At 60.6% G+C, this 23,481-nt stretch carries 19 protein-coding genes and 1 pseudogene; 7 read left to right on the top strand and 13 right to left on the bottom strand.

Annotated features, from left to right (window positions below):
- Positions 1–2 precede the first annotated feature (2 nt).
- Together AC13QO_RS18420 and AC13QO_RS18415 are read left to right on the top strand one after the other, a co-directional pair.
- A complete protein-coding gene (locus AC13QO_RS18420; RefSeq protein WP_488541460.1) occupies positions 3–221 on the top strand; it encodes a DUF1289 domain-containing protein in 219 nt (72 codons plus the stop codon).
- Complete coding sequence (locus tag AC13QO_RS18415) at positions 218–919, top strand: TIGR02281 family clan AA aspartic protease (RefSeq protein ID WP_488541459.1); 702 nt, start codon at positions 218–220, stop codon at positions 917–919. Before AC13QO_RS18420 ends, AC13QO_RS18415 begins: the two co-directional genes overlap by 4 nt.
- A 13-nt stretch (positions 920–932) precedes the next feature.
- On the opposite strand, the gene AC13QO_RS18410 is transcribed toward AC13QO_RS18415, so the two are convergent.
- Positions 933–2,216: an MFS transporter gene (locus tag AC13QO_RS18410; protein WP_488541458.1), complete on the bottom strand. Its 1,284-nt coding sequence runs from the start codon at positions 2,214–2,216 to the stop codon at positions 933–935.
- A gap of 433 nt (positions 2,217–2,649) precedes the next feature.
- Between AC13QO_RS18410 and AC13QO_RS18405 the strand changes: the two genes are divergently transcribed.
- The gene (locus AC13QO_RS18405; protein ID WP_488541457.1) at positions 2,650–3,087 is read left to right on the top strand and encodes a hypothetical protein; all 438 of its coding nucleotides are present in this window, start codon (positions 2,650–2,652) and stop codon (positions 3,085–3,087) included.
- 506 nt (positions 3,088–3,593) lie between these two features.
- On the opposite strand, the gene AC13QO_RS18400 is transcribed toward AC13QO_RS18405, so the two are convergent.
- The 11 genes from AC13QO_RS18400 to AC13QO_RS18350 all read right to left on the bottom strand — a co-directional run bounded on the left by AC13QO_RS18400 (position 3,594) and on the right by AC13QO_RS18350 (position 17,966).
- Positions 3,594–4,355 (bottom strand): ABC transporter permease, encoded by a 762-nt coding sequence (locus AC13QO_RS18400; RefSeq protein WP_488541456.1) that lies wholly within the window; start codon positions 4,353–4,355, stop codon positions 3,594–3,596.
- Entirely contained in the window at positions 4,352–5,278 is a 927-nt protein-coding gene (locus AC13QO_RS18395) for an ABC transporter ATP-binding protein (RefSeq protein ID WP_085778446.1), read from the bottom strand. The genes AC13QO_RS18400 and AC13QO_RS18395 overlap by 4 nt, the downstream gene beginning before the upstream one ends.
- 557 nt (positions 5,279–5,835) lie before the next feature.
- Positions 5,836–7,449 carry a glycoside hydrolase family 43 protein gene (locus AC13QO_RS18390; protein WP_285195885.1) on the bottom strand — a complete coding sequence of 538 codons (1,614 nt, stop codon included), beginning with the start codon at positions 7,447–7,449 and terminating at the stop codon, positions 5,836–5,838.
- A gap of 113 nt (positions 7,450–7,562) precedes the next feature.
- Positions 7,563–8,594, bottom strand: a complete 1,032-nt coding sequence (gene mgrA / locus AC13QO_RS18385) for an L-glyceraldehyde 3-phosphate reductase (RefSeq protein WP_285195886.1) — start codon at positions 8,592–8,594, stop codon at positions 7,563–7,565.
- A 298-nt stretch (positions 8,595–8,892) separates the two neighbouring features.
- Positions 8,893–10,026 carry a Gfo/Idh/MocA family protein gene (locus tag AC13QO_RS18380; RefSeq protein WP_488541455.1) on the bottom strand — a complete coding sequence of 378 codons (1,134 nt, stop codon included), beginning with the start codon at positions 10,024–10,026 and terminating at the stop codon, positions 8,893–8,895.
- Positions 10,027–10,034: 8 nt separating this feature from the next.
- Entirely contained in the window at positions 10,035–10,796 is a 762-nt protein-coding gene (locus AC13QO_RS18375) for a sugar phosphate isomerase/epimerase family protein (RefSeq protein WP_085778451.1), read from the bottom strand.
- 39 nt (positions 10,797–10,835) lie between these two features.
- Positions 10,836–13,337 (bottom strand): beta-mannosidase, encoded by a 2,502-nt coding sequence (locus AC13QO_RS18370; protein WP_488541454.1) that lies wholly within the window; start codon positions 13,335–13,337, stop codon positions 10,836–10,838.
- Between the two features lie 291 nt (positions 13,338–13,628).
- A complete protein-coding gene (locus tag AC13QO_RS18365) occupies positions 13,629–14,735 on the bottom strand; it encodes an ABC transporter ATP-binding protein (RefSeq protein WP_285195889.1) in 1,107 nt (368 codons plus the stop codon).
- Between the two features lie 4 nt (positions 14,736–14,739).
- Complete coding sequence (locus tag AC13QO_RS18360) at positions 14,740–15,684, bottom strand: carbohydrate ABC transporter permease (protein WP_183704355.1); 945 nt, start codon at positions 15,682–15,684, stop codon at positions 14,740–14,742.
- Entirely contained in the window at positions 15,677–16,582 is a 906-nt protein-coding gene (locus AC13QO_RS18355; RefSeq protein ID WP_097599962.1) for a carbohydrate ABC transporter permease, read from the bottom strand. Before AC13QO_RS18355 ends, AC13QO_RS18360 begins: the two co-directional genes overlap by 8 nt.
- A gap of 151 nt (positions 16,583–16,733) precedes the next feature.
- The gene (locus tag AC13QO_RS18350; RefSeq protein WP_085778455.1) at positions 16,734–17,966 is read right to left on the bottom strand and encodes an ABC transporter substrate-binding protein; all 1,233 of its coding nucleotides are present in this window, start codon (positions 17,964–17,966) and stop codon (positions 16,734–16,736) included.
- Positions 17,967–18,418: 452 nt separating this feature from the next.
- On the opposite strand from AC13QO_RS18350, the gene AC13QO_RS18345 reads away from it, so the two are divergent.
- From AC13QO_RS18345 to AC13QO_RS18330, 4 genes and pseudogenes are all read left to right on the top strand, one after another.
- On the top strand, positions 18,419–19,462 hold the full coding sequence (locus AC13QO_RS18345; RefSeq protein WP_488541453.1) for a LacI family transcriptional regulator: 1,044 nt from the start codon (positions 18,419–18,421) through the stop codon (positions 19,460–19,462).
- Positions 19,463–20,194: 732 nt separating this feature from the next.
- Positions 20,195–20,809, top strand: a complete 615-nt coding sequence (locus tag AC13QO_RS18340) for a cysteine peptidase family C39 domain-containing protein (protein ID WP_488541452.1) — start codon at positions 20,195–20,197, stop codon at positions 20,807–20,809.
- Between the two features lie 33 nt (positions 20,810–20,842).
- Positions 20,843–21,919 (top strand): D-alanine--D-alanine ligase family protein, encoded by a 1,077-nt coding sequence (locus AC13QO_RS18335; protein ID WP_488541451.1) that lies wholly within the window; start codon positions 20,843–20,845, stop codon positions 21,917–21,919.
- Positions 21,919–22,464 (top strand): annotated as a pseudogene (locus AC13QO_RS18330) (AAA family ATPase). The gene AC13QO_RS18335 and the pseudogene AC13QO_RS18330 overlap by 1 nt, the downstream one beginning before the upstream one ends.
- Positions 22,465–22,803: 339 nt before the next feature.
- Here AC13QO_RS18330 and AC13QO_RS18325 read toward each other — a convergent pair.
- Entirely contained in the window at positions 22,804–23,421 is a 618-nt protein-coding gene (locus AC13QO_RS18325; RefSeq protein ID WP_488541450.1) for a class I SAM-dependent methyltransferase, read from the bottom strand.
- Positions 23,422–23,481 lie beyond the last annotated feature (60 nt).

Below are 23,481 nucleotides of genomic sequence, written 5' to 3'. Positions count from 1 at the left end.
CCATGCAAACACCGTGCATTCACGTCTGCTCCATGGTTTCAGCCACCGGACTTTGCGCCGGTTGCGGCCGCACGCTTCAGGAAATCGGTGGCTGGATGAGCTATACCGATGCCGAACGGCGCGGGATCATGGCGCAGCTGCCGGCGAGGCTTTCAGGCGCCGTCATGGCGTCGAACCGGGCGGGATCAAACCTCGCCAGCGGGCCGGAGCGGCCTTTATGATCCGTTTGATCCTCTTGCTCCTCGTCATCGTCATCGGCCTCGCCGTTCTGATCGTCAACAATGACGGCGGCCGCATCCTCGGCCTGCAGAGCGATGAATTCGGCCGCTTCATCTATCTCCTGCCGATCGCGCTGATGCTATCGGCCGGCATTTGGGGTAGCCGGCATAACGTCGGCGAGACGATGCGCCAGTTGATGATCTGGCTCGTCATCATCCTGGCGCTCGCAACCGTCTACCTCTATCGCCAGGAAGCGCTCGGCGTCGGCAACCGGCTGCTCGCCGGCCTCGTTCCCGGCCGCGCCGTCGTCGTCACGACGAGCGAAGGCGGCCAGGAAGTCATCCTGCACAAGCTGCTGAACGGCCATTTCGAAGCCGATGTCGGCGTCAACGGCCAGACCGTCGAAATGCTCGTCGATACCGGCGCCAGCATGGTGGCGCTCTCGCATGAAGATGCCGAAAGAATCGGCATCGACCTCTCCCGCCTCACCTATTCCATGACCGTCATGACCGCCAACGGCCGCAGCCGCGCCGCACCGATCACTCTCGATCAGGTCGCGGTCGGTCCGATCGTCCGCAACAATGTTGCAGCCAGCGTCACCGAGGATGGCCGCCTCGACCAGAGCCTGCTCGGCATGAGCTTCCTGGAAACGCTGGGCTCCTTGCAAATGCAGACGGATGAACTGCGCATGCGGGATTGAGCCGGCAGAATAATCATCCCCCCGAGACGCTTTCGGCAGGCTCTCCATCAGGAACACGGCTTGGAACTCGCCGGTCGACGAAAGCTGAGAAAAGCGCGGCCGACAAGGCAAGCGATGCCGATGTCAGCAACATCAACAATAGTGTCGACACTGCGCCTGCCTCCCGGAGAAACAGCCCGGCGATCGAAGCGATCAGCGCGGCGCCGCCGATCGACATGGCTGCGGCAAGGCCTGCAGCGGTGCCGGCGAGATGGGCGCGAACCGACATCACGCCCAGATTGGCGGCCGGAAAGGTCAAGCCATTGCCGATGCCGATGAACATACAGGGTCCGAAAAATGCCAGGACATGTATGACGCCCGAGACCGACAGGACCAGTCCCAGCAGGAGACCCATGCACGTCGATAAACGTGCAATGACGAGCGTGGTGCTGAACGATTTCCTCGTCAATCGGGCAGCGAGATAACTGCCCAGAATGAATCCCGCGGGAACCATTCCCATGAAGAAGCCGAGTTTCGCGCTCGATCCGCCGAGTGAGGAACTGACTGCCAGGGATGCGCCTCCGAGGAAGATATAGAGGGTGCCGGTGGAGCAGGCCATGCACAGCGTATAGGCCCAGAACCGCGCCGAACCGAGAAGCTGCCGGTAGGAAGCAAGGTAATTGCCTTTCGGTCTCGATGCGAGCCCGGCTGTTTCCTTCAGCTCGCGCATGGAAATGGCGAGGATGGCTGCGCCTATCAGCGCAAGAGCGACGAAGATCGCCCGCCATCCGAACGCTTCGTCCAGAATGCCGCCGAAGCTCGGGCCGAGCATCGGCGCGATAGCCCATCCCATGGCGGCGTAGCCGATCCTGTTGGCGGCCCCGCGCTCGCCCGCCGTCTCCTTGATGGCGACGAGAGCAACGCAGAAGCAGGCGGCGATCGACGCCTGCATCACACGAAACAACAGGAAGATGCCGATATTGGGCGCCAGCGCGCAGCCGATCGACGCGACGATGAAAATGGAAACGGCGATGAGCGCGATTGGCCGGCGCCCGTAGCGATCCGACATCGCGCCCGCGACAATTTCCGTCAGGGCATTGATGATCGCATAGCCCGCGACCGAAAGATTGACGATCGCAAAATCGGCCTGGAACGTGGCGGCGATATTTGGCAGCGCCGGCAGATATATATTGATCGGCAATACCGAGAGCGCTGTCAGCAGGAGAAGGATCGTACGCCGGGGCGCCGCAGTCGAAATCGCAGCCGCTTCCTCGGTCAGGCGGTTACCGGAAGTCTGCGCAGAATTGTCGCGTGACATGGTCTTGTCCATGGTGTCAGGGAAATTGTGGGAACCTGACGAGGCGAAGCCTGAATTCAGGGCACAAAAAAAGCCCCGTCAGGAGCTTGATTTACCGCGCATGGGGCCGATCGCCGGATGGTTACACCATCCTGCCCATGCGCCCTATCACCACGACAAGAACCATTACGATCTTCATGAGCGATACAGCTAAACAGAAATTTCCATCTCGTCAACGTGCGGTTTCAATGCTCGCACAAAATGCAAGCGACGAACCGCGCCGTGCGCGGCGCGATGCGGCTTTACGGCGACAGGTAGATCTGGCACCTTCAAGCGCAAACAACAAGACCACAAAGAGCAAAAAGAAACTCCTAGTCTGGTGGCACCCCGCATGTCCGACCGGCCCTCGCTTTAGGCGAAGGCCTTGCCCTATGGGTGCGACAGGAGTTTCGCCATGAATTCACTCTGGCCGATCATCGTGGGCGGCATTCTGCCCGCCATTTTCTGGGGCATCACCGCCATCTTTCAGAAGCAGAGTGCCGCGGCCGCCACCGGCTCCGCCGTTTATCTGATCGCCTTCGGTTCGGCCTGCGCACTCGCAGGCCTGATCGCCGCGCTGATCTGGCGCCCCGCGCCTTGGACTGCCGAGGGCCTTGGTTTTGCCGCCACCGCCGGCGCCTGTTTCGCCGCCGGCACCGGCCTCATCAGCTTCGCGCTCTTTGCCTACGGCGTCCCGGTCTCGAAACTCGCTCCGATCTGGAGCTGCAACGTTCTGGTGACGCTGGCGATCGCTGCCGTCTTTCTCGGCGAAGCCTCCGAACTGGACATGGTCAAGCTTGCCATAGGCACCCTCCTCATCCTGTCAGGCGCCCTGCTCGTCAGCAGTGCATGAGCGTAATCAATAAGAGATCAGAACTTCACCGATCCACTGGCGTTGCCTTACAACCAGCAGAGTCGTGATACCAGAGTCAGCCTCACCCGACAAAATATCGACAGTAGCTCGCCGACCGGAGAATTCGATCCGCGATCGCGAGTTCTGAAAGGAGCAAGGATTCGGCGAGCAATAAATGCTCAATTCACCATTCGACCCTGAGCCCGAATACAATGTGATCGCAAGATTTATGTTGGGATCGCTTTGATCGGCGAGGCTGCAGGTACTGTCAGGAAGGCATGACACCTCAGCAGAGAAAGGTTGCTTTCCCACGATCGCCACGGCATAGGTAATCTTGATAGGATGGGTGGCCTCCGACAGACTCTGCTGCGGAGCTAGGCAGAAGATCGAGACGATTGCAAAACATCCGAACACATTGCTGCCACCCATCCCGATTGCCCCATGAACCGACCAAGCCTTGCTGAGCAATCTTGATGTTGAAATTGCGGCGCCCCTTTGGGACCGCTTCAGTTGCGCAGCCGATACCCCGTCTTGAAGATCCAGCCGAGCGTTCCCAGGCAGATTGCCAAGAACATGGTGATCATCGCCAGGCTGATCGCCGGGTTGACATCGGCGATCCCGTAAAAACTCCAGCGGAAGCCGCTGACGAGGTAGAGCACCGGGTTGAAGTGGCTGACCGCCTGCCAGAATGGCGGCAGCATGCTGACGGAATAGAAACTGCCGCCGAGAAAGGTCAGCGGCGGCACCACAAGCATGGGAATGAGGTTCAGCTGCTCGAAATTCCCGGCCCAGATGCCGATCATAAAGCCGAACAGGCTGAAAGTGATCGCGGTCAGCAGGAAGAACAGGATCATCATGAAGGGATGTTCGATCCTGACATCGACGAAGAGATTGGAGGTCAACAGAATGATGACGCCGATGATCAGGCCCTTGGTGGCCGCCGCCCCGACATAACCGAGCAGTATCTCCGTCATCGCCACCGGCGCCGACAGCACCTCATAGATCGTGCCGGTGAACTTCGGGAAGTAGATCCCGAAGGAGCCGTTGCTGATACACTGGCCGAGCAGCGTCAGCATGATGAGGCCCGGCGTGATGAAAGCACCGTAGGATACACCCTCCACTTCCTGAATACGCGAACCGACTGCCGCTCCGAAGACGATGAAATAAAGTGAGGTCGAGATGACCGGCGAGATGACGCTCTGCAGCAGCGTGCGGCGCGTGCGCGCCATCTCGAAGAAGTAGATCGATTTGACCGCTTCGAAGTTCATTTGCCCGCTCCCACCAGCGCTACGAAGATATCTTCGAGCGAACTCTGCCGCGTCGAGAGATCCTTGAAATGGATATTGTTCTCGCCGAGCCGGGTTAGCAGCGTCGCGATGCTATCCTGCTCGTTATCGGCGTCGAAATCATAAGTCAGGCGGCTTCCGTCGGCTTCGAGAGTGAGGCCATTGCCTGCAAAGCAGTCTGGCAGCCGGCTTAGCGGTTCCGCCAAATCGAGGATGAGCTGCTTGCGGCCGAGCTTGGCCATCAACGCCGCCTTTTCCTCGACGAGCAGCAGCTCGCCGCCATTGATGACGCCGACACGGTCGGCGATTTCCTCGGCCTCTTCGATATAATGGGTAGTCAGTATGATGGTGACGCCCGAAGCCCGGAGTTCTTCGACGACATGCCACATGTCCTTGCGCAGAGTCACGTCGACGCCAGCGGTCGGCTCGTCAAGGAAAAGAATATCCGGCTCGTGGGAAAGCGCCTTGGCGATCAGCACCCGTCGTTTCATGCCGCCGGAGAGCTGACGCAGCGTATTGTCCTTCTTGTCCCAAAGCGAGAGCGCCCGCAGCACCTTCTCAATATGCGCTGGATTGGCCTTCTTGCCATGCAGCCCGCGCGAAAAGCTCACCGTGTTGAACACCGTCTCGAACTGGTCGGTCGTCAACTCCTGCGGCACCAGCCCGATCATCGAGCGGGTCGCGCGGAAATCCTTTACGACATCCTGGCCGGCCACCAGCACGCGACCGCCGCTCGGATTGGCGATGCCGCAGATGATCGAGATCAGGGTCGTCTTGCCGGCGCCGTTTGGCCCGAGCAGAGCCAGGATCTCGCCCTTCTCGACATCGAGGTTGATGCCCTTCAGGGCCTCGAACCCGTTGGCATAAGTCTTCGTCAGGTTCTGAACCGAAATAATGGGGGTCATGCAGGACTCTTGCAGATGCTCGAAGTATTTCGGCCCGCTATATAGTCACTCTGTGACGCTTTGACATCCTTCGGGAACATGAACACTGAATTCACGCCTCGCCAACACCCTCGCCTTCGTGAAGCCGATCATCCATCGGCGACAAGCCGGCGATAGCCGGCTTCCGATTGCCGTTGCCCGCCGGCAATTCTCCCTGAAAGAAAGGCATCGGTCCGCTCCGGATGTCATCATCCGGTGATATTCATGCTTGATAAGAGAGCCGAGGCAAGCACCGGCATCCGCCCCGCCGCCCATTCCTTTGCGGAGCCGTCTTACCGGCGTTCTCGTTGCGCCCTTTTCCGCTGCCTCGGCATGTAATGAAAGTTATTGTTCAGTCACCAAGCGTTTGGAACCGGCCAGTATCCCTGTGCAGCCGCGTTCGTCTCAGCCGGCCTCTGCGCCGGCTTTTCTTTTTGATGTGTCGTTGCAGCAGGTGGCCGCCCTCGTGCTTCGAGGCGTCGGCCAAAACCCGAAGCCTCGAAGGACGAGGGCGGTCGGGAGGCAGTAGATGCTAACCCTCACAATTCATCATAATTGAACCAATCGAAATCCGCCGTCTTCCCTCGCCCCGACGTATCGAAGGCGAACACGCCGGCAAAGGCGCCTGTGAAGGAGCCGTGCTCGCCGCGTCCGCCCTCGTCGGAAATCACGCCGGCGTCGAGGACAGGGCCGATCGGCTGCCAGGCGCCCTTGCCTTCCGTCTGCCAGAAGAATTGCAGGTCATTCTCGCGGATTTCCATCGCAAGCTGGACACGGCCCTCGGCCGGGATCGCTACACCGCTTTCAGCGGGAAAGCTCAGGCGACCGTTCGGATAGTCGCCATTGCAGGAGAGGATCGTCACGCAGCGGCCGAGCGTTTCGTGCAGCGTCACGGCAATCGCGTGGAACTTATGGCGATTGTAGTACTGCGTCAGCCCCGCAACCTGCTGATAGGTGTCGGGCGAAAATTCGATCACAGTCTCAGCGCGGAAACTATGATGCTCCTGCCGGCGCGCGACCAGCGACTGCTCGAACCAGGAGCCGATGCTCTCGCGTCCGATCAGCCTGAGATGGCCGGGTCGATCCGTCAGGCTGAAGATGCGCCCGGGCTCGGGCGTGCGCAGCCACTGGAAATCAGCCGGCAGCTTGCCTCCATCGAAACTGTACTCGCTGCGCATCGGCTTCTCCACCGGCACAGCACCGAAGGGAGCCGGCACATCGACATCGGGCACTGAGGTGCCGTTTTCCAAATAGAGCCAATCGTCGTCGCGCCAGACGCATTTCTGCAGGGACGTTTCGCGCCCCAGCGTGCATCGCCGTTTCGGCGGCAGCGGCCGGCCGCTGAGATGAGTGTGATAGGCCTGACCATTGGGCGTCTCGACATATTGGCCGTGCCCTGCCCGCTGCAGCACCGCACCCGGATGATCCTTCGAGGTGATCAGATGCATGTTTGGATGCATCTCATAGGGCCCGTCGATGAGGCGCGAACGCGCCATGGTGACGGCGTGGTCATAGCCTGTGCCGCCCTCGGCGGTCGTCAGGTAATACCAGCCGTTCTTTTTGAAGAGATGCGGGCCTTCGACGAGGCCGAGCGGGCTCCCGGCGAAGATGTTGCGGATCGGGCCTTTCAGCACCTTCGCCTCCGGATCCCATTCCTGCAGCAGGATGCCGTCGAAGGCCGGCGATTTCGGCGAGCCACCGAAGCTTTCGGTACGGTGGTTCCACTGCATGTTGACGAACCATTTGCGGCCGTCATCGTCGTGGAAGAGCGAGGGATCGAAGCCGGAAGAATTTACATAGACCGGCTCGGACCATTCTCCCTCGATCGAGGGAGAGGTCACGATGTAATTATGCGCATCCTTGAAATTGCCGTCGAAACGCTTAACGTCGGTATAGACCAGCCAGAACTGCCCGTCGGCATAGGAAAGGCACGGGGCCCAGATGCCGCAGCTATCGGGATTTCCGCGCATGTCGAGCTGCGAGGCGCGCTCCAGCGGCCGGCGCACCAGAGTCCAGTTCACCAGGTCTCGCGAATGATGAATCTGCACACCCGGATACCATTCGAAAGTCGAGGTGGCGATGTAATAATCGTCGCCGACGCGGCAGATCGACGGATCCGGATTGAACCCGGGCAGGATGGGATTGCGGATCATGGCGGCTCCTCCGAAATAAAATGTGGTACGTACGTCAGATTGGCGTGGCTATCTCGCCTTCCCCTTCTCCCCAGCGGGGGGAAGAGGGAGCAAGCAGCACTCCCATCTCTCTCTTAGTCCCGCTCCGCTGACTTCGCCCAGAGATTGATATCGGCCTCCTTGGCATAGACATCAATCTCCTTCAGTTCCTCAGCCGAGAACTCGATATTATCCAGCGCCTTGACGCAATCGACGATCTGCGAGGAGCGGCTGGCGCCAATTAGCGCCGAAGTCACGCGTCCGCCGCGCAGCACCCAGGAAATCGCCATCTGCGCCAGCGTCTGGCCGCGCCGTTCGGCGATCTCGTTCAGCTTCCTGATATTGTCGATGATCGAGGGACGGATGAAATCGCGCTTGAGGAAATGATTCTGCGCCGCTCGGCTGTCGTCGGGAATGCCGGCGAGATATTTGGTCGTCAGCATGCCCTGGGCGAGCGGCGAGAATACGATCGAACCCATGCCGACGTCATCGAGCGTATTGAGCAGCTTGTCATCCTCGACCCAGCGGTTGAGCATCGAATAGCTCGGCTGGTGGATCAGGCAGGGCGTGCCGAGGCTCTTGAGGATCGCGGCGGCTTCGCGGGTGCGCTGCGAATTGTAGGAGGAGATGCCGACATAGAGCGCCCGGCCGGAGCGGACGATATGATCGAGCGCGCCGCAGGTTTCCTCGAGCGGCGTCTCCGGATCGAAGCGATGCGAATAGAAGATATCGACATAATCAAGGCCCATGCGCTTCAGGCTCTGGTCGCAGGAAGCGATCAGGTACTTGCGGCTGCCCCACTCGCCGTAGGGACCCGGCCACATATCGTAGCCGGCCTTCGAGGAGATAATCAGCTCGTCGCGAAGCCCGGAAAATTCGGTGCGCAGTATCTCGCCGAAAGCGGTCTCCGCGCTTCCAGGAGGCGGCCCATAATTGTTGGCGAGGTCAAAATGGGTGATGCCGAGGTCGAAGGCCGTGCGGCACATATCGATCTTGCGGTCATGCGGCGTATCGCCGCCGAAATTGTGCCAGAGGCCGAGGGAGACGGCCGGCAGCTTCAGGCCGGAACGGCCTGTGCGGTTATATTTCATCTTCGAATAACGGTCTGCGGCCGGTTGCCAGCTCATGGGATTTTCCTTCGTGCGATATCATTAATTGTCATGCGACAGCCTCGGCCCAAAGAGAACGCCCGACATCTGCCCCTCATCCGCCCGCCGGCACCTTTCTCCCCGCAAGCGGGGCGAAGGGACATGCCGCACCGTTTCCACTTTCTCAAGCACTCGTTTGGCCAGTACCCTCTCCCCGCATGCGGGAAGAGGGTTAGGGTGCGGGGCAGCCATGAAACGAACCGATCACAGCGGCATATGCCCCGCCGGATTATTGAGACAACCGCGCCGATCCGGCAAGCGCCAAGGCGCACGCGCTCTACCTCAACAGCGCCTGCGCCTCTGCGATACCAAGCGCGGCCGGCTGCGTGCAGGTCGTCGTGAGCTCGATGAAACGGCCCTCCTCGCCCGATTTCAGGATCGAAGTCATGACGTCGACCCCGTGCAGCGTGCGGTCGAGCGAGCAGCGCGCGTCGCGTCCCTCGATCAGCGCCATCGCCATATCGGCAAGGCCGGCCGTGCGATAGTTGGCGCGCGCCCCGTTCGGGTTTTCCTGGTTGATCTTGCCAAAGGGATGATCCCAGTTTTCCAGCGGTTTGATGTCCTTGTCGCGGCCGCTGGCTTCGACGGTGCCGCCGAAAAAGTTCGGGTCCGGCACGTAAAGCGAGCCGTCGGTGCCGTAGAGCTCCATATTGGCATGGCGGTGCGACCACACATCCCAGCTCGCCGACAGCGTCACGGTGGCGCCACTGACGAATTCAAGCAGCGCCTGGATCGTTGTCGGCGTCTTCACCGGGATGATCTCACCATAGCGCGGCTGGCTGGTGATCGTGCGGGTTTCCGATGCCATCGAGGTCATCGCGCCGACGCGCTTCACAGGGCCGATCAGGTTGATCAGATTGGCAATGTAATAGGGGCCGAGATCGAGGATCGGACCGCCGCCCGGCAGGAAGAAGAAATCAGGGTTCGGATGCCACATCTCCATGCCGGGGCTCATGACATAGCAGGCGCCCGAAGTAACCCGGCCGATGCCGCCGTCATCGATGAACTTGCGGGCAAGCTGGTGGGCGCCGCCGAGGAAAGTGTCCGGCGCGCAGCCGACGGCTAGATTCTTCGCCTTGGCGATGCGGCGAAGCTCCTCGCCCTGCTCGAGCGAAAGCACCAGCGGCTTTTCCGAATAGACGTGTTTGCCGGCCTCGAGGATCGCCTTTGATACCGGAAAATGCGCATCCGGAATCGTCAGGTTGACGACGACGTCAATCTCGTCATTGGCGAGCAGTTCGTCGATCGTCTGCGCTTTGACGTCGTATTCCTTGGCGCGCGCCTCGGCAGCCTGAATATTGATATCGGCGCAGGCCAGCACCTTCAGCCCCTTGAAGAGCGGTGCCAGCGAGAAGTAGGTGGTGGAGATGTTGCCGCATCCGATGATGCCGACGCCAAGTTCCCTGGTCATGATGTACCTCAATAAGTCTGGAAGGATGCAATCGAACGGCTGATGTTGCGGTCGATGTCTTTCGGATTGTCATGTTCGACGACGAAGTGCTTCGCCTTGGTGCCACGAAGTGCGGCAATCAGCTTGGCCCACTCGACCCTGCCATGGCCGACATCGGCCCAGCCATCTTCATCTGTCGCCTCGCCGGCCGGCGCGATGTCCTTGACGTGAACTGCGGTGATGCGCGAGCCGAGCTTGTCGATCCAGGCGAAGGGATCGGCGCCGCCGCGGATGACCCAGGCGATATCGGCTTCCCAGGAGATGTCCGGCGCGCCTTCGAAGATGCGCTCAATCGGCAGCGAGCCGTCAGCCAGCTTGACGAATTCGAAATCGTGATTGTGCCAGCCGAACTCGTAGCCGGCATCTTTATAGGGCTTGCTCATTTCCTGCAGACGCTTGCCAAAGGCCAGCCAACCGGCTCCGTCCGAGGGGCGCTGGTCTGCCGCCAGATGCGGGGCATAGATCGAATCCATGCCAAGTATTCTGGCGATGTTGAGCGACTTCTGAACTTCCTTATCCAGGAAGTCGGGGCTGAAATGGCCGCTCGCCATCACGAGGCCGTTCTTGTCGAGATCGGCGCGAAGGCTCTTCAGTCCCGCATCGTCGAGATCGGCGTAGATGCCGCCGAAGCCTTCGACTTCGGCATAGCCTGATTTGCCGAGCTTTTCGAAAATCACAGAATAGGGCTGGAAGTTGCGCGCGCTGTAGAGCTGGTAGCTGAGTTTCGTCATCTTATTCTCCTTGGGCGTCGTACCCATTTCTTGGAAGGATCAATCCGCCGATTGGCAGGAATGCAGGTCGTAGAAGCGGAATTCCGGCAGCTTGCCGCGTTCGAGTTGACGTGCCGGGGTGAAGGTGATGCGGCGGCTCTCGCCTGCCGCCAGATCGAACGCATTGTCGGAATATTTGCCGTCCGTCTCGCTCTCGATCATCACGAAGAGCGCAAGTCCCTTAGCGGTGATGTTGATGTCGACGACGCCGCTCTTCTCGACATATTCATGGGTAACGGTCAGGCCCGACGGATCCAGCTCCAGCGCCTTATAGGTGCCGTTGACATAGTGCCCCTCGCCGCCCATGCCGTTCGACGCGGTGAAATGCCAGGCAAGCAATGTTCCCTCGGCAATCTCGGACACATCGATTGTCGCAGCCGTCACCGCCGCATCCGGCGAACACATGGCCTGCACGTCTTTCAGATGCTTCCGCTCGCCTTTCATCGTCAGAAGCGATATCGACAGATCGATGCTGACATCTGAAAGCGTGTCGTTAACGAGCGAGAAGCGGATCGTCTTGCCGTCCTCGGCGGGAATGGCGGCGACCGCGACCGGCTGGAAGAAACGTTTGACGAGATAATGCATCGCCTTCCAGCGGCCGCCATAATCGAGGCTCGACCAGGAGGCGACCGGCCAGGTATCGTTGAGCTGCCAATAGATCGTGCCCATGCAATGGGGCTTCAGCGACCGCCAATATTCCACCGCCGTCTTGATTGCCAACCCCTGCTGGATCTGGGAGAGGTAGACGAAATTCGGGAAATCTTTGGGAAAGCGGAAATAGCGGAACATCGTGCCGGCGATGCGCTCGTTGCCGCCAGTATTCTTCTGGTGCAGCTCCATGACGGGAGAAGCGATATTCATATCCTTCTCCTCGGCATAAGTCCTGATGACAGGCAGCGAGGTATAGGACTGGAAGCCGAATTCCGAGCAGAAGCGCGGCCGTACCGACCGGTAATTATCGAATGACTTGTTCTCGTGCCAGACCGACCAGTAGTGCATGTCGCCGGACCCGTCCGCATGCCAGGCATCGCCGAAATCGAGATAGCCGGAAGCCGGGCTCGAAGGCCACCACAGCGCACCGGGCAGCGCCTTCTTCACCGCCTGCTCGATCGTCCGGTTGAGGCGGTCGTAGGAGACGAGGTAGCGGTCGCGGTCTTTCCGTGATTCCTCGAACCAGGTCAGCGCGCCGACAAGCTCATTGTCGCCGCACCATAGCGCGATGGAAGGATGCGAGGAGAGCCGCCGCACCTGGTAATCCACCTCGAACGCCACATTGTCGAGGAAGTCGTCGGTCGAGGGATAGAGATTGCAGGCGAACATAAAGTCCTGCCAGACCAGGAGGCCGAGCCGGTCGCAGAGATCGTAGAAATAATCCTGCTCGTAGAAACCGCCACCCCAGACACGGATCATGTTCATGTTGGCGGCTTTTGCCGATTGCAGCAGATCTTCAGTCTTCTCGGGCGAAGACAGCGAATAGAGCGCATCGGCCGGAATCCAGTTGGCGCCGCGGCAAAAGATCTCGCGGCCGTTGATCCTGAAGGCGAAGCGGGCGCCTGCTGCATCCGGCGTAGTGACCAGCTCGATGGTGCGAAGGCCGATTTGCCTGGTCACCACCTCGTCGGACACTTCCACCGACAGCGTGTAGAGCGCCTGCTCGCCACTGCCGGAAGGCCACCAGAGCCGCGGCTCGTCGATATGGAAGAGATAATTGACATCAGTGTCGCCCTTGACGCCGACGTCGAGGCGCACCCGTTCGCCGTCGAACTCGAAATAGATCTGGGCGACGCCGGCGTGCTTGGAATAGAGGCTCGCGGTGACCGTCAGGTCGACCGAGCCGTCATTATTGTGGACCTGGCGGGTGACGACATGTTCGATGCGCGCAGTCTCGAGCTTCTTCAGAGCAACCGTGCCGTAGAGGCCGAGCGGCGCAATGGCGATGTTCCAGTCCCAGCCGAAATGGCATTGCGGCTTGCGCAGCATGTTGCCATCGGGGATCGGCGAATTGCCGGTGCTGTAGGGAATGTAGAAGGGCTGCTTTTTCTGCCGTTCGGCGCCGACGCCGGGGTTGGAGGCGAAGACGATGCGGATGGAGTTGTCGCCCGCTTTCAGCATGCTCGAGACATCCGGCCGGTAGCGGCGGAAGCTATTGTCAGCTTCGAGCACCAGAAAGCCGTTGACGTGGACGCTGGCGACCGTGTCGAGATAGTCGATATCGAGATACCAGTCGCCTTCGACCTCCTGCAGCGTAAAACTGCGCTCGACCGCCCATTCACGCTGGGCAACCCACTGCACCTTCTCCTCGTTGCGACCGAAATAGGGATCGGGGATCAGGCCGGCCCGATGCAGCGCCGTGTGCACGTCGCCTGGTAGGGTGATGAGGCTTTTGATCTCGCCATCAACGGAGGTGAGCTGCCACGAACCGGAAAGGTCGATGCTGGAAGGATTCGATTGTTGCGTCACGATTTCATTTCCGAATTGCAGTTTTTGAAGAGGACGGCGCATGATCGCCATCCGTTAGCTGTCGTTCCTCAGTGGCCGGCTTGGCGCCCTTTTCTCGCCGCTGGGGAGAAGTGAGGTGTAAGCAGCGCCTTGGTCTCCTTCCGTCCACCGCACACTCCGTCTTCCTCGGGCTTAACCCGAGGATCCAAACTGCATCCATCAGCAGCAGCGGGCATAGATCCTCGGGTCAAGCCCGAGGAAGACGGAGTGTGGTTGGGCTTCTCGCCATACTCGCCCCGGCCTATTGGCCTCACATCGAGCAGGCGCACCATCTCCGGCCCGCCGCAGAACTCGTTAGAGACGCAGCTCGCTCTCCGCATCGAACACCGAAGCCAGCGCCATGTCGAAGCTCAGCTTCACCTTGGCGCCGACATCAAAGCGGCGTGCGCCGTTGACGCGGACCGACATCGTGTGGCCCGCATGTTTCAGCCACAGAAGATTGTCCGCCCCCATCGGTTCCTCGATATCGACGGTAGCGTCATGTTCTTCGCCGCCGGCATTCTCGTTGACCTTGATGTGTTCGGGGCGGACGCCGAGCACCACCTTGTGGCCGGGCTGCAGCGTCTCGTTGGCGTCGTAGGCCGCGAGCGAGAAGTTGACGCCGTTTGCGGTAAAAGCGATGCCGTCACCTGTTTTGACCAGTTCGCCGCGCAGAAAATTCATCGACGGCGAGCCGATGAAGCCGGCGACGAAGAGGTTGCGCGGCCGGTTGTAGATCGTCGTCGGATCATCGAGCTGCTGGATGATGCCGCTCTTCATAATGGCGATGCGGTCGGCCAGCGTCAGCGCCTCGATCTGGTCGTGCGTCACGTAGATCATCGTGTTCTGCAGCGACTGGTGCAGGCGTTTGATTTCGACACGCAGTTCTGAACGCAGCTTGGCGTCGAGGTTGGACAGCGGCTCGTCGAACAGGAAGACGTCGACATCGCGCACCAGCGCCCGGCCGATTGCCACGCGCTGGCGCTGGCCGCCGGATAGTTCGGCGGGCTTGCGCTTCAGAAGCGGCTGGATCTGCAGGATCTCGGCCGCACGCGCCACGCGTTTGTCGATCTCGGCCTGCGGCACCTTGGCGACGCGAAGGCCGAAGGAGAGGTTCTTCTCGACGGTCATCTGCGGATAGAGCGCATAGGACTGGAAGACCATGCCGATGCCGCGATCCTTCGGCTCTTCCCAGGTGACATTCTTGCCCTTGATGAAGATCTGCCCTTCCGAGGCGTCGAGCAGGCCGGCGATGCAGTTGAGCAAGGTCGACTTGCCGCAGCCGGACGATCCGAGCAGCACTAAGAATTCGCCGTCGTTGATCTCAAGGTTGAGATCCTTGAGCACGCTGACTGATCCGAAGTTCAGCGACAGATCTTTGATCGAGACGCTGGAATTGGAGACAGTTGAATTCATGTTCATGTGATCACCCCTTCACTGCGCCAGCGGCGATGCCGCGAACGAAAAGCCGCCCGGAGACGAAATAGACGATCAGCGGCACCAGACCGGTGAGGATCGTCGCTGCCATGTTGACGTTGTATTCCTTCACACCCTGGACGGAATTGACGATGTTGTTGAGCTGCACGGTCATCGGATAGGTATCCGGCCGGGTGAAAACCACGCCGAACAGGAAGTCGTTCCAGATGCCGGTGACCTGCAGGATCATGGCGACAACGAAGATCGGCAGCGACATCGGCAGCATGATCTTCAGGAATATCTGCCAGAAGCCCGCCCCGTCGACGCGCGCCGCCTTGAACAGCTCCTCCGGCAGCGACACGAAGTAGTTGCGGAAGAGCAGCGTCAGGATCGGCATCCCGAAGATCGAATGCACGATGACGAGGCCGGTCAGCGTGCCGTAGATGCCGATTTCACGCAGGATGATGACGATCGGATAGATCATCACCTGATAGGGAATGAACGCTCCGATGATCAGGATCGAGAAGAAGAGCTCCGAACCCTTGAATCGCCAGTTTGCCAGCGCATAGCCGTTCACCGAAGCGATGGCGATCGAGATGATGACAGACGGCACCGTGATGCGCACCGAGTTCCAGAAACCGCGCGAAAGGCCGTCGCAGTTGAGGCCCGTGCAGGCCTCCGCCCAGGCCTTGACCCAAGGTTGGAAGGTGATCTCCACCGGCGGCGAGAAAATGTTGCCGAGACGGATCTCCGGCATGCCCTTCAGTGAAGTCACGACCATCACATAGAGCGGCAGCAGATAATAGAGCGCTGCAACCGTCAACGTTCCGTAGAGCATGATGTTGCGCGCTGACAGCGTCGGGCGCGGCTTCGGACCGCTCGGCCCGTCGCCGAGCCTCCGTGAGACGGCGTCGAGGCCGACAGCCGTGGTGTTGAGAGTTTCGATATCAGCCACGCTTGCGCCCTCCTCCGAACTCCAGATAGGCCCACGGAACGATGATGATCGCGACTGTGACCAGCATCATCGTCGATGCGGCGAAGCCCTGACCGAGATTCTGCGCCTGGAACATGTAATCGTAGACGTATTTGGCCGGCACTTCCGATGATATGCCGGGACCGCCCGAAGTCTGCGCCACCACGAGGTCGTAGACCTTGACAATGCCGGAGGCGATGATGACGATCGTCGTGATGAACACGGGCCGCATCATCGGAATGACGACGAGCAGGTAGGTCTTCCACATCGGGATGCCGTCGACGCGGGCCGCTTTCCAGATATCCTCGTCGATGCCCCGCAGACCGGCAAGCATCAGGCACATGACGAGGCCCGTTCCCTGCCAAAGCGCCGCGATCAGAATCCCGTAGATGACGATTTCGGGCGTATAGAGCGGATTGAAGGTGAAGCTTGTCCAGCCGAGCGAACGCACCACCGACTGGACGCCGAAATCCGGGTTCAGAACCCATTGCCAGACGAGACCGGTCACGATGAAGGACAGCGCGAAGGGGTAGAGAAAGATGGTGCGAAAAGTGTTTTCGAAACGGATCTTCTGATCCATGAGTGCGGCGAGCACAAATCCGATGACAAGGCTGAAGATCAGCGAGAGGACGCCGTAGAGCGCCAGATTTTCGATCGCAGTAACCCAGCGGGGTGCCGCCCAGAGACGGTGATACTGGTCAAAGCCGACGAAGCTCAACCGCGGGAGGAGCTTGGAATTGGTGAAAGAATAAAAGACCGTCCAGAACGTGCCGCCGACAAAGATCACCAGCGCTGTCAGGATCATTGGGATGGACGCAATCTTGGCGTTCAGATTGCGCAGTAACTTGTTTGGCCGGCCTGCTTGCGCTTGACCCGTCATGAACACTTCTCCTCAAATCGCAGCTGCGGCCGGTGACGGCCGTCTCTCACCCCTGCCCGCTGGATCGGCCGGATGGGCCGGCAAGACCATCGAAACTTGCGGGAGGATCCGGCTCCGCGGAGCCGGATCGCAAGGGCAGTGAATCTGCCGATCAGTCAGCCGAGGCGATGATTTCGGCGAAACGCTTCTGCGCGGCCTCCGGCGTCATCGACGGGTTGGCGAAGAATTCGGAGAAGAGGTCCTCCTTCTGCTTCTGGCTGTCGGCCGAAAGCAGCTGGTCGGTGCCCTGGATCACATTGCCCTTCGCCAGGATGTCGAGACCCTTCTTCATGCAATCGTTGGCGGCGGCAAGATCGACGTCGCCACGAACCGGCAGCGAACCCTTCTTCAGGTTGAAGGCAACCTGGGTCTTGGGATCGAGCAGGGTTTTGGCGAGCACGGCCTGTGCCTTGGACTTTTCCTCGTCCTTCAGCAGCGGGAAATAGAAGGCGTCGCCGCCGGTCGAGATGATCTCGTTGACGCCGAGGCCCGGAAGGCAGGTATAGTCGGTGCCGGCCTTCTGACCGGCGAGTGCGAATTCGCCCTGCGCCCAGTCACCCATGATCTGGCCGCCGGCCTTGCCCGTGATGACGAGATTGGTTGCCTGGTTCCAATCCTGGACATTGCTGCCCTTGGACATGCGGCGGGCGTCATCGGCAGCCTTGAAGACCTTGGCGATCTCGGGTCCGGCGGCGACCTCTGCATCCTTGTCCTTGAAGACCTTGTTGAACACGTCCTTGCCGGCGACCGCGACCATAAGCACGTCGAAGGCGCCTGTCGCCTGCCATGGCTGACCGCCGACAGCGAGCGGAATGATACCCGCCTTTTCGAGAGCCGGAGCGGCAGCGACGAATTCGTCCCAGTTCTTCGGAACCTCGACACCGGCCTTCTTGAAGGCAGCGTTCGAAAGCCACAGCCACTGCCAGGAGTGGATGTTGACCGGAGCGCAGTAGATCTTGCCGTCGATCGTGCAGGAATCGAGCAGGCTAGACGGACGAATAATGTCCTTCCAGTGCTCCGCGGTCGCGACATCGGTCAGGTCGCGCATCAGGCCCGCCTGGACAAGCTCTTCCGCCTGGCGGCCATGGTTGAACTGGGTGGCGCCCATCGGGTCGCCGCCGGTGATGCGGCTGATCATGATCGGGCGCGCAGTTCCGCCGGAACCGGCGATAGCGCCGTCGACCCAGTGGTTGCCGGTGGCGTCGAATGCCTTTGCCAGCTCGGCGACAGCAGCGGACTCGCCGCCGGACGTCCACCAATGGGTGACTTCAAGGTCGGTGGCGCTGGCGCTGATCGGAAGTGCTGCTGAAGCGGCGAGCATAGCCGCCATCATACGGATTTTCATGAGTTCTCCTCCCTCACTGAAACGTTGCCGGAAAAACTTAGATCAATCGATTTCCCCACGCAACTGCCCGCCCGTAAATTTTTCTTTAAAGATCCTGATTGCTACTTCTGACTGTTTCGGAAGGCGGCTTCACACCCGTTGAATCGGCGGACGAGCAGACTTTTCCGCAGGCGCCGTGTCTAACCAGTGCGATGAAATTTAACATTAATTTTATAATTCAATCTCGAGATCCCCATTACCTTTTTCGCAGCTGCAGAAAAATCCTATAGGAATCACCGATTCAACCTGTGCGAATAATGTTGCGACGCACACAAGAAAAACCACTCGACATTTCTACTGTATCGTTACAGATTGAATTCCTCAGGGAGGCGCGATTTTGGCAGGCGGCGGGCTTACGGCGCCTGAAAAAGCCTCTATAAGCGAGACCAATTCGCGCAAGGCGGCCTACAGGGATGGAAAACAAGGGAAATTTCGGACAGGCGACATCGACGGCGGTGACGCGCGAGCGCCCGACATTGAAGACGATCGCCTTCATGACCGGCCTCGGCGTGACCACGGTATCGCGTGCGCTGAAGGACGCGCCGGATATCGGTGCCGAAACCAAGGAGCGGGTGCGCATGGTCGCCCGCCAGCTCGGCTACCAGCCGAACCGGGCGGGCGTGCGCCTGCGCACTGGCAAGACCAACGTCATCGCCCTCGTTCTCAGCATCGACGAGGAGATCATGGGCTTCTCCAGCCAGATGGTCTTCGGCATATCCGAAGTGCTGTCTGGCACGCCTTATCATATCGTCGTGACACCGCATTCGCACAGCAAGGACCCGATGCTGCCGGTGCGCTATATTCTTGAAACCGGCTCGGCCGACGGCGTTATCATCTCGCGCATCGAACCGGACGACCCGCGCGTGCGGCTCTTGTCCGAACGTGGCATGCCCTTTGCCACGCATGGGCGCACCGATGCAGGACTCGTCCACCCCTTCCACGATTTCGACAACGAGGCCTTCGCCCATCAGGCGGTGGAACGCCTCGTCCAACGAGACCGGCGCCGCATCGCCCTGCTGCAGCCGCCGAGCAAGCTCACCTATTACGCCCATATTCGCATCGGCTTTCAGACCGGCCTGCACGACTACGGCGCGGAGGAAGTGCCGCTGCGCGTCAACACCGACGCGCCGCTCGCCGACATTCGTGACGCCGTCGAATTGATGATGCGTTCGGCCAATGCACCTGACGGCATCGTCTGCTCGGCCGGCAGCGCCGCGATCGCCGTCAATGCGGGCATAGAGGCCGCCGGCAAGGCGCTCGGCCGCGATCTCGACATGGTCTCCAAGCAGTCGGTACCGATCCTCAACTGGATCCGCCCCGAAATCATCACCGCCCAGGAGGACGTGCGCCAGGCCGGCCGCGAAATGGCCAAGGCCGTCATCGCCCGCATCGACGGCGTCGAACCGGAACTGCTCCAGAGCATCAGCCAGCCGATCTGGCCGGAAAACACCAGATAGGGCGATGGCGGAATAAGAGCGGAGAAAAGCCGCGGCGCGGCTGACTGGCGGCTGCGGTGTAGTTCACCGGCCGTTAGTGGTAAAACCCGCCTGTGGCTACTCTCGGCCCGAGGCGGACTGCTCAGTCCGAATGAGACGGAAATTTAAACCCTGCCCATTCAACCCGTTCCTGCCAGTCCGGAAGACCAGCAGGTCGGATACGGTCAATCTGTCTGTGCTTCCGAGCAATTTGGCGTGGGTCACCACCATCCCTTTTCATGTGACGTAGCTGATCACGGGCGACCCAGAGTGCGTCACGCCAAACTTCTTCTGAAATCCATTTGCCACCCATGGCTTTCTACCTGTTATTTTCATCCCTGTATCGATGCACCAGACCACACTGTCCGCTACTGGCGCAAACGGACCATCACCAGATCGCGATGATCGGCTTTCATCGACGTCAAGGCCGACCTGGAAACCCTGTATCAACCTCGCCTGCATCCCTCGATCCGCTCCTCGCCAATTGCTCCTGCACAGCCTTGATCTTCGGATTGCAGCCCTCGCCGCGGCGTCGCGTGATCGAGTGGATGCCGCGATAAGCAGGTGGGGCAAGCGGTTTGACGATCACCCTGCCCCGGAAATCGCGAAGCGCCAGGCCCGGCACCACCAAAATCGAGCAGCCGGCTTCGACAAGCGCGAAAAAAGCCTTGATTGCCAGCCATCCCGCAGGTGAGCCACGGGGAAATCGACAGAATGCATGAAAGCAGCGTGCCTTATTTCAGCCAATGGGAAACACCCGGCATGACGCTGCCGGTGCTTGCCGAGGGGTCGCTGGCGCTGCTCAGCGATCCGCTCTGGCGCCATTCGGGAGCCGCGACCATCGAGGAATATGCGTGCTGGGCGGTGAATATCTGCGGCATGGCCTGCCTGAAGATGATCCTTGCTGCGCGCGGTGAGATCCATCCTACTCTCGAGCTTGCCCGCGCCTGCACGGTTTACGGCGGCTATGTCGTCAACGAGATCGACGCCTCGATCAAGGGACTGATCTACGCTCCCTTCGTCCGCTTCGTGAGCGAACGTTTCGGCCTCGGCGCCGAGACGATGACCAATGTCGAGACGTCAGCCATCCCGGAACTTTTGTCGAAACGCCGCTTCTTCATCGCCTCGGTGCATTCGGCCATCCGCTGGCCGGAGCAGGAGCCGCCGGCAAAGGGCGGTCATCTCGTGCTGGTGACATCAGCCTCGCAGGAGACGATCCGATTCCACAATCCGTCCGGCCATGACGCGGCGAGCCAGGCCGATGTCACGCTGCCGCTTGCCGTCTTCGATCGTTTTTTTGCCAATCGCGGCATATCGGTCGAGGCCTGATCTTTCCGACATTCTTTCGCTTCGGAGGCTTTCATGACCCCTTCCCCCAACAGGCTGCGCATTGCCGTACTCTTCGGCGGGCGTTCGGCCGAGCACGAAGTTTCCATCCTCTCGGCGACCAACGTGATGGCCGCCCTGGAGCCTGAGAAATACGATGCCTTTCCCGTCTTCGTCACCCGCCAGGGACAATGGCTGCTGAGCAGTTTCAAGGACGGTAGGCTCGCCACGCCCTCGTCAGGCACGGAAATCTGCCTCATGCCGGGCGGCCGCGGGCGTATGCTGGCCACCCCCTCTCATGGCGCGCCGCATGAATTGCCAAAAATCGATGTCCTGTTTCCCGTGCTGCACGGCCCGCATGGTGAGGACGGATCGGTGCAGGGCGCAGCTGAAGTGGCGCGCGTGCCGCTCGCCGGCTGCGGCATCCTCGGTTCGGCCACGGCCCTTGACAAGGATATCGCCAAGCGCCTGCTGCGGGCGGCAGGCCTGCCGGTGGCGCGCGCCGTGACGATCCACGAGGGTGCTACCCCTTCATTCTCCGCGCTCGAAGGCGAACTCGGCCTGCCGCTCTTCATCAAGCCGGCACGGCAGGGATCGTCGGTCGGCGTCGCCAAGGTCCATGCCAGCCAGGAATTCGCCGCAGCGCTCGAGCAGGCCTTCCGCCACGACCGCACTCTGCTCGCCGAGGAATTCGTCGCCGGTCGCGAGATCGAATTCAGCGTGCTCGAGGATACCGACGGCAAGCTCTTCGTCTCCCGCCCGGGCGAGATCGTGCCGGCCGAAAGCCATGGCTTCTACAATTACAACGCCAAATATATCGATGAGAACGGCGCCGCCTTGAAAGTGCCGGCCGACCTGCCGGCGGAGATCGAGGCCGCCATGCGCGACGTGGCCGCAAGGGCTTTCCGGGCCGTCGGCTGCGACGGCATGGCACGCGTCGATTTCTTCCTGACATCGGACATGCGCTTCGTCATCAACGAGCTCAACACCATTCCCGGTTTCACCGATATCAGTATGTATTCCAAGGCGATGGCGGCAAGCGGCGTCAGCTATGCCGAGATCATCGACCGGCTGGTGGACCACGGAATGGCGCGCGCCCACAGGGAAGGCTAGTGTCGGTTCTGATTTCCGGATGTTCCGGCGGCGGAAAATCGACGCTGCTTGCTGAGCTTGGCCGTCGCGGTCATAGGATCGTCGAAAAGCCTGGCCGGCGGATCGTCAAGCAGGAGCTCGAGAGTAGTGGAACCGCCCTGCCCTGGATCGACGCGATTGCCTTTGCCCGCCGCGCGATCGAGATGGCGATGGCCGACTACACGGCAGCGTGCGAATGGACGGGCTGGAGGTTTTTCGACCGCGAGCTGATCGATGCCGCCTCGGCCTGCAGCACATGACCGGCGAACCGGTCCTGGAACGAATGACCGCCGCCCATCGATATAACGGAAGCGCTTTTCTGACGCCGCCATGGCCCGAGATCTACACGACCGACCCCGAGCGCCGCCGTGGCTTCGAAGAGCCGTCGCAGAATATGATCGGCTCGCCGCGACCTATCCGACACTCGGTTACGAGGTCGTCATACTGCAAAAATCGGGGTTGCCGAACGGGCCGATTTCATCCTCGATTGCCTTGGGGCGAATCAGAGCTTTTCCGGGTTAGATTGAAGCATTCTGTTGGCTCAAACGGAGTCGGATGGTCGACCGGCAGGCGCGTGTCGTAGCCCAGTTCTACGGCCAAGCCGGCCGGTCGATCAGCCGGCCCGTTTCAGCCAGCCCTCCCGCAGATTTGCCTGGCAAATCTGCAAGACTTCAGAATCGCCGGATGCACTTATCGCTTCGCCACGGCGAAGCGGTGCGGCCGGTGGGTCGGGCATCTCTAGCCAGGATCAAAGGCGATCGGCTCGGACGTACCTCGGGGGTATGCCCGTCGCCAATCGCCTTTACCCTGACGAAAACCTGCTCCGGCAGAATGCTTCAATCTAGCCCGGAAAGGCTCTAGTCGCCTTAACGCCGACGAAAGACGCACCACTGAAACGACTGCGGGCCCCCGGCAGGCGTCCTATGCTCCTGACGCCACTCGCTTTCCAGGACGAATGCGGAAGAGAATTCCGACGCGAGCGCCGCCGCATCGTAACGCTGAACCGGCAGACCGCTGCACCGCTCCGGCCCGTCAGGTGCGAAGGTGGCGATGATCACGACGCTGCCCGGCGCCGTGCCGGTTTCCAGGGCGCGGCGATAGGCGATCCGCTGCTCCGGCTCGGTGAGGAAATGAAAGACGGCGCGGTCGTGCCATATGTCGTAGCACCGCCCTGGTCGCCATTCGGTGACATCGGCCATGAGCCAGGCGACCCGGGCGGCGTCACCATGCAGCCGTGCCTTGGCGACATCCAACGCCGGCGCAGCGATATCGAGAACCGTGAGGTCGGACCAGCCGCGCTCGAGGAGACGGTCGACAAGGCTCGACGCGCCGCCGCCGACATCGATCAGCGCGGCCGTAACCGGCACATGCAGCTCGTCAAGCGCCCTGAGCGAAGGCACGGGCGTCGGCTGATACCAGCTGACTTTGTCAGCTGCTTTCGTGCGGTAAACCTCGTCCCAATGTTCCTGTTTTGCGGCCGTCATCCGCTATTCCCATTTCTTGCAGCACCGATCCTGACCTATCAAGATGTAAGGATTGAGACA

It is taken from the genome of Rhizobium sp. CNPSo 3670, from assembly GCF_057784555.1.
The sequence above is the reverse complement of the archived record's forward strand: the minus strand, read 5'-3'. Positions and strand labels throughout refer to the sequence as shown.

Excerpts from the sequence above, each read along its gene's own strand:
- AC13QO_RS18325 (WP_488541450.1), bottom strand. The coding sequence starts at position 23,421 with ATGACGGCCGCAAAACAGGAACATTGGGACGAGGTTTACCGCACGAAA.
- AC13QO_RS18420 (WP_488541460.1), top strand. The coding sequence starts at position 3 with ATGCAAACACCGTGCATTCACGTCTGCTCCATGGTTTCAGCCACCGGA.
- AC13QO_RS18395 (WP_085778446.1), bottom strand. The coding sequence starts at position 5,278 with ATGACCCCCATTATTTCGGTTCAGAACCTGACGAAGACTTATGCCAAC.
- AC13QO_RS18355 (WP_097599962.1), bottom strand. The coding sequence starts at position 16,582 with ATGACGGGTCAAGCGCAAGCAGGCCGGCCAAACAAGTTACTGCGCAAT.
- AC13QO_RS18340 (WP_488541452.1), top strand. The coding sequence starts at position 20,195 with ATGCATGAAAGCAGCGTGCCTTATTTCAGCCAATGGGAAACACCCGGC.
- AC13QO_RS18370 (WP_488541454.1), bottom strand. The coding sequence starts at position 13,337 with ATGCGCCGTCCTCTTCAAAAACTGCAATTCGGAAATGAAATCGTGACG.
- AC13QO_RS18410 (WP_488541458.1), bottom strand. The coding sequence starts at position 2,216 with ATGTCACGCGACAATTCTGCGCAGACTTCCGGTAACCGCCTGACCGAG.
- AC13QO_RS18400 (WP_488541456.1), bottom strand. The coding sequence starts at position 4,355 with ATGAACTTCGAAGCGGTCAAATCGATCTACTTCTTCGAGATGGCGCGC.
- AC13QO_RS18365 (WP_285195889.1), bottom strand. The coding sequence starts at position 14,735 with ATGAACATGAATTCAACTGTCTCCAATTCCAGCGTCTCGATCAAAGAT.
- mgrA (WP_285195886.1), bottom strand. The coding sequence starts at position 8,594 with ATGAGCTGGCAACCGGCCGCAGACCGTTATTCGAAGATGAAATATAAC.
- AC13QO_RS18350 (WP_085778455.1), bottom strand. The coding sequence starts at position 17,966 with ATGAAAATCCGTATGATGGCGGCTATGCTCGCCGCTTCAGCAGCACTT.
- AC13QO_RS18380 (WP_488541455.1), bottom strand. The coding sequence starts at position 10,026 with ATGACCAGGGAACTTGGCGTCGGCATCATCGGATGCGGCAACATCTCC.
- AC13QO_RS18390 (WP_285195885.1), bottom strand. The coding sequence starts at position 7,449 with ATGATCCGCAATCCCATCCTGCCCGGGTTCAATCCGGATCCGTCGATC.
- AC13QO_RS18405 (WP_488541457.1), top strand. The coding sequence starts at position 2,650 with ATGAATTCACTCTGGCCGATCATCGTGGGCGGCATTCTGCCCGCCATT.
- AC13QO_RS18335 (WP_488541451.1), top strand. The coding sequence starts at position 20,843 with ATGACCCCTTCCCCCAACAGGCTGCGCATTGCCGTACTCTTCGGCGGG.
- AC13QO_RS18345 (WP_488541453.1), top strand. The coding sequence starts at position 18,419 with ATGGAAAACAAGGGAAATTTCGGACAGGCGACATCGACGGCGGTGACG.
- AC13QO_RS18415 (WP_488541459.1), top strand. The coding sequence starts at position 218 with ATGATCCGTTTGATCCTCTTGCTCCTCGTCATCGTCATCGGCCTCGCC.
- AC13QO_RS18375 (WP_085778451.1), bottom strand. The coding sequence starts at position 10,796 with ATGACGAAACTCAGCTACCAGCTCTACAGCGCGCGCAACTTCCAGCCC.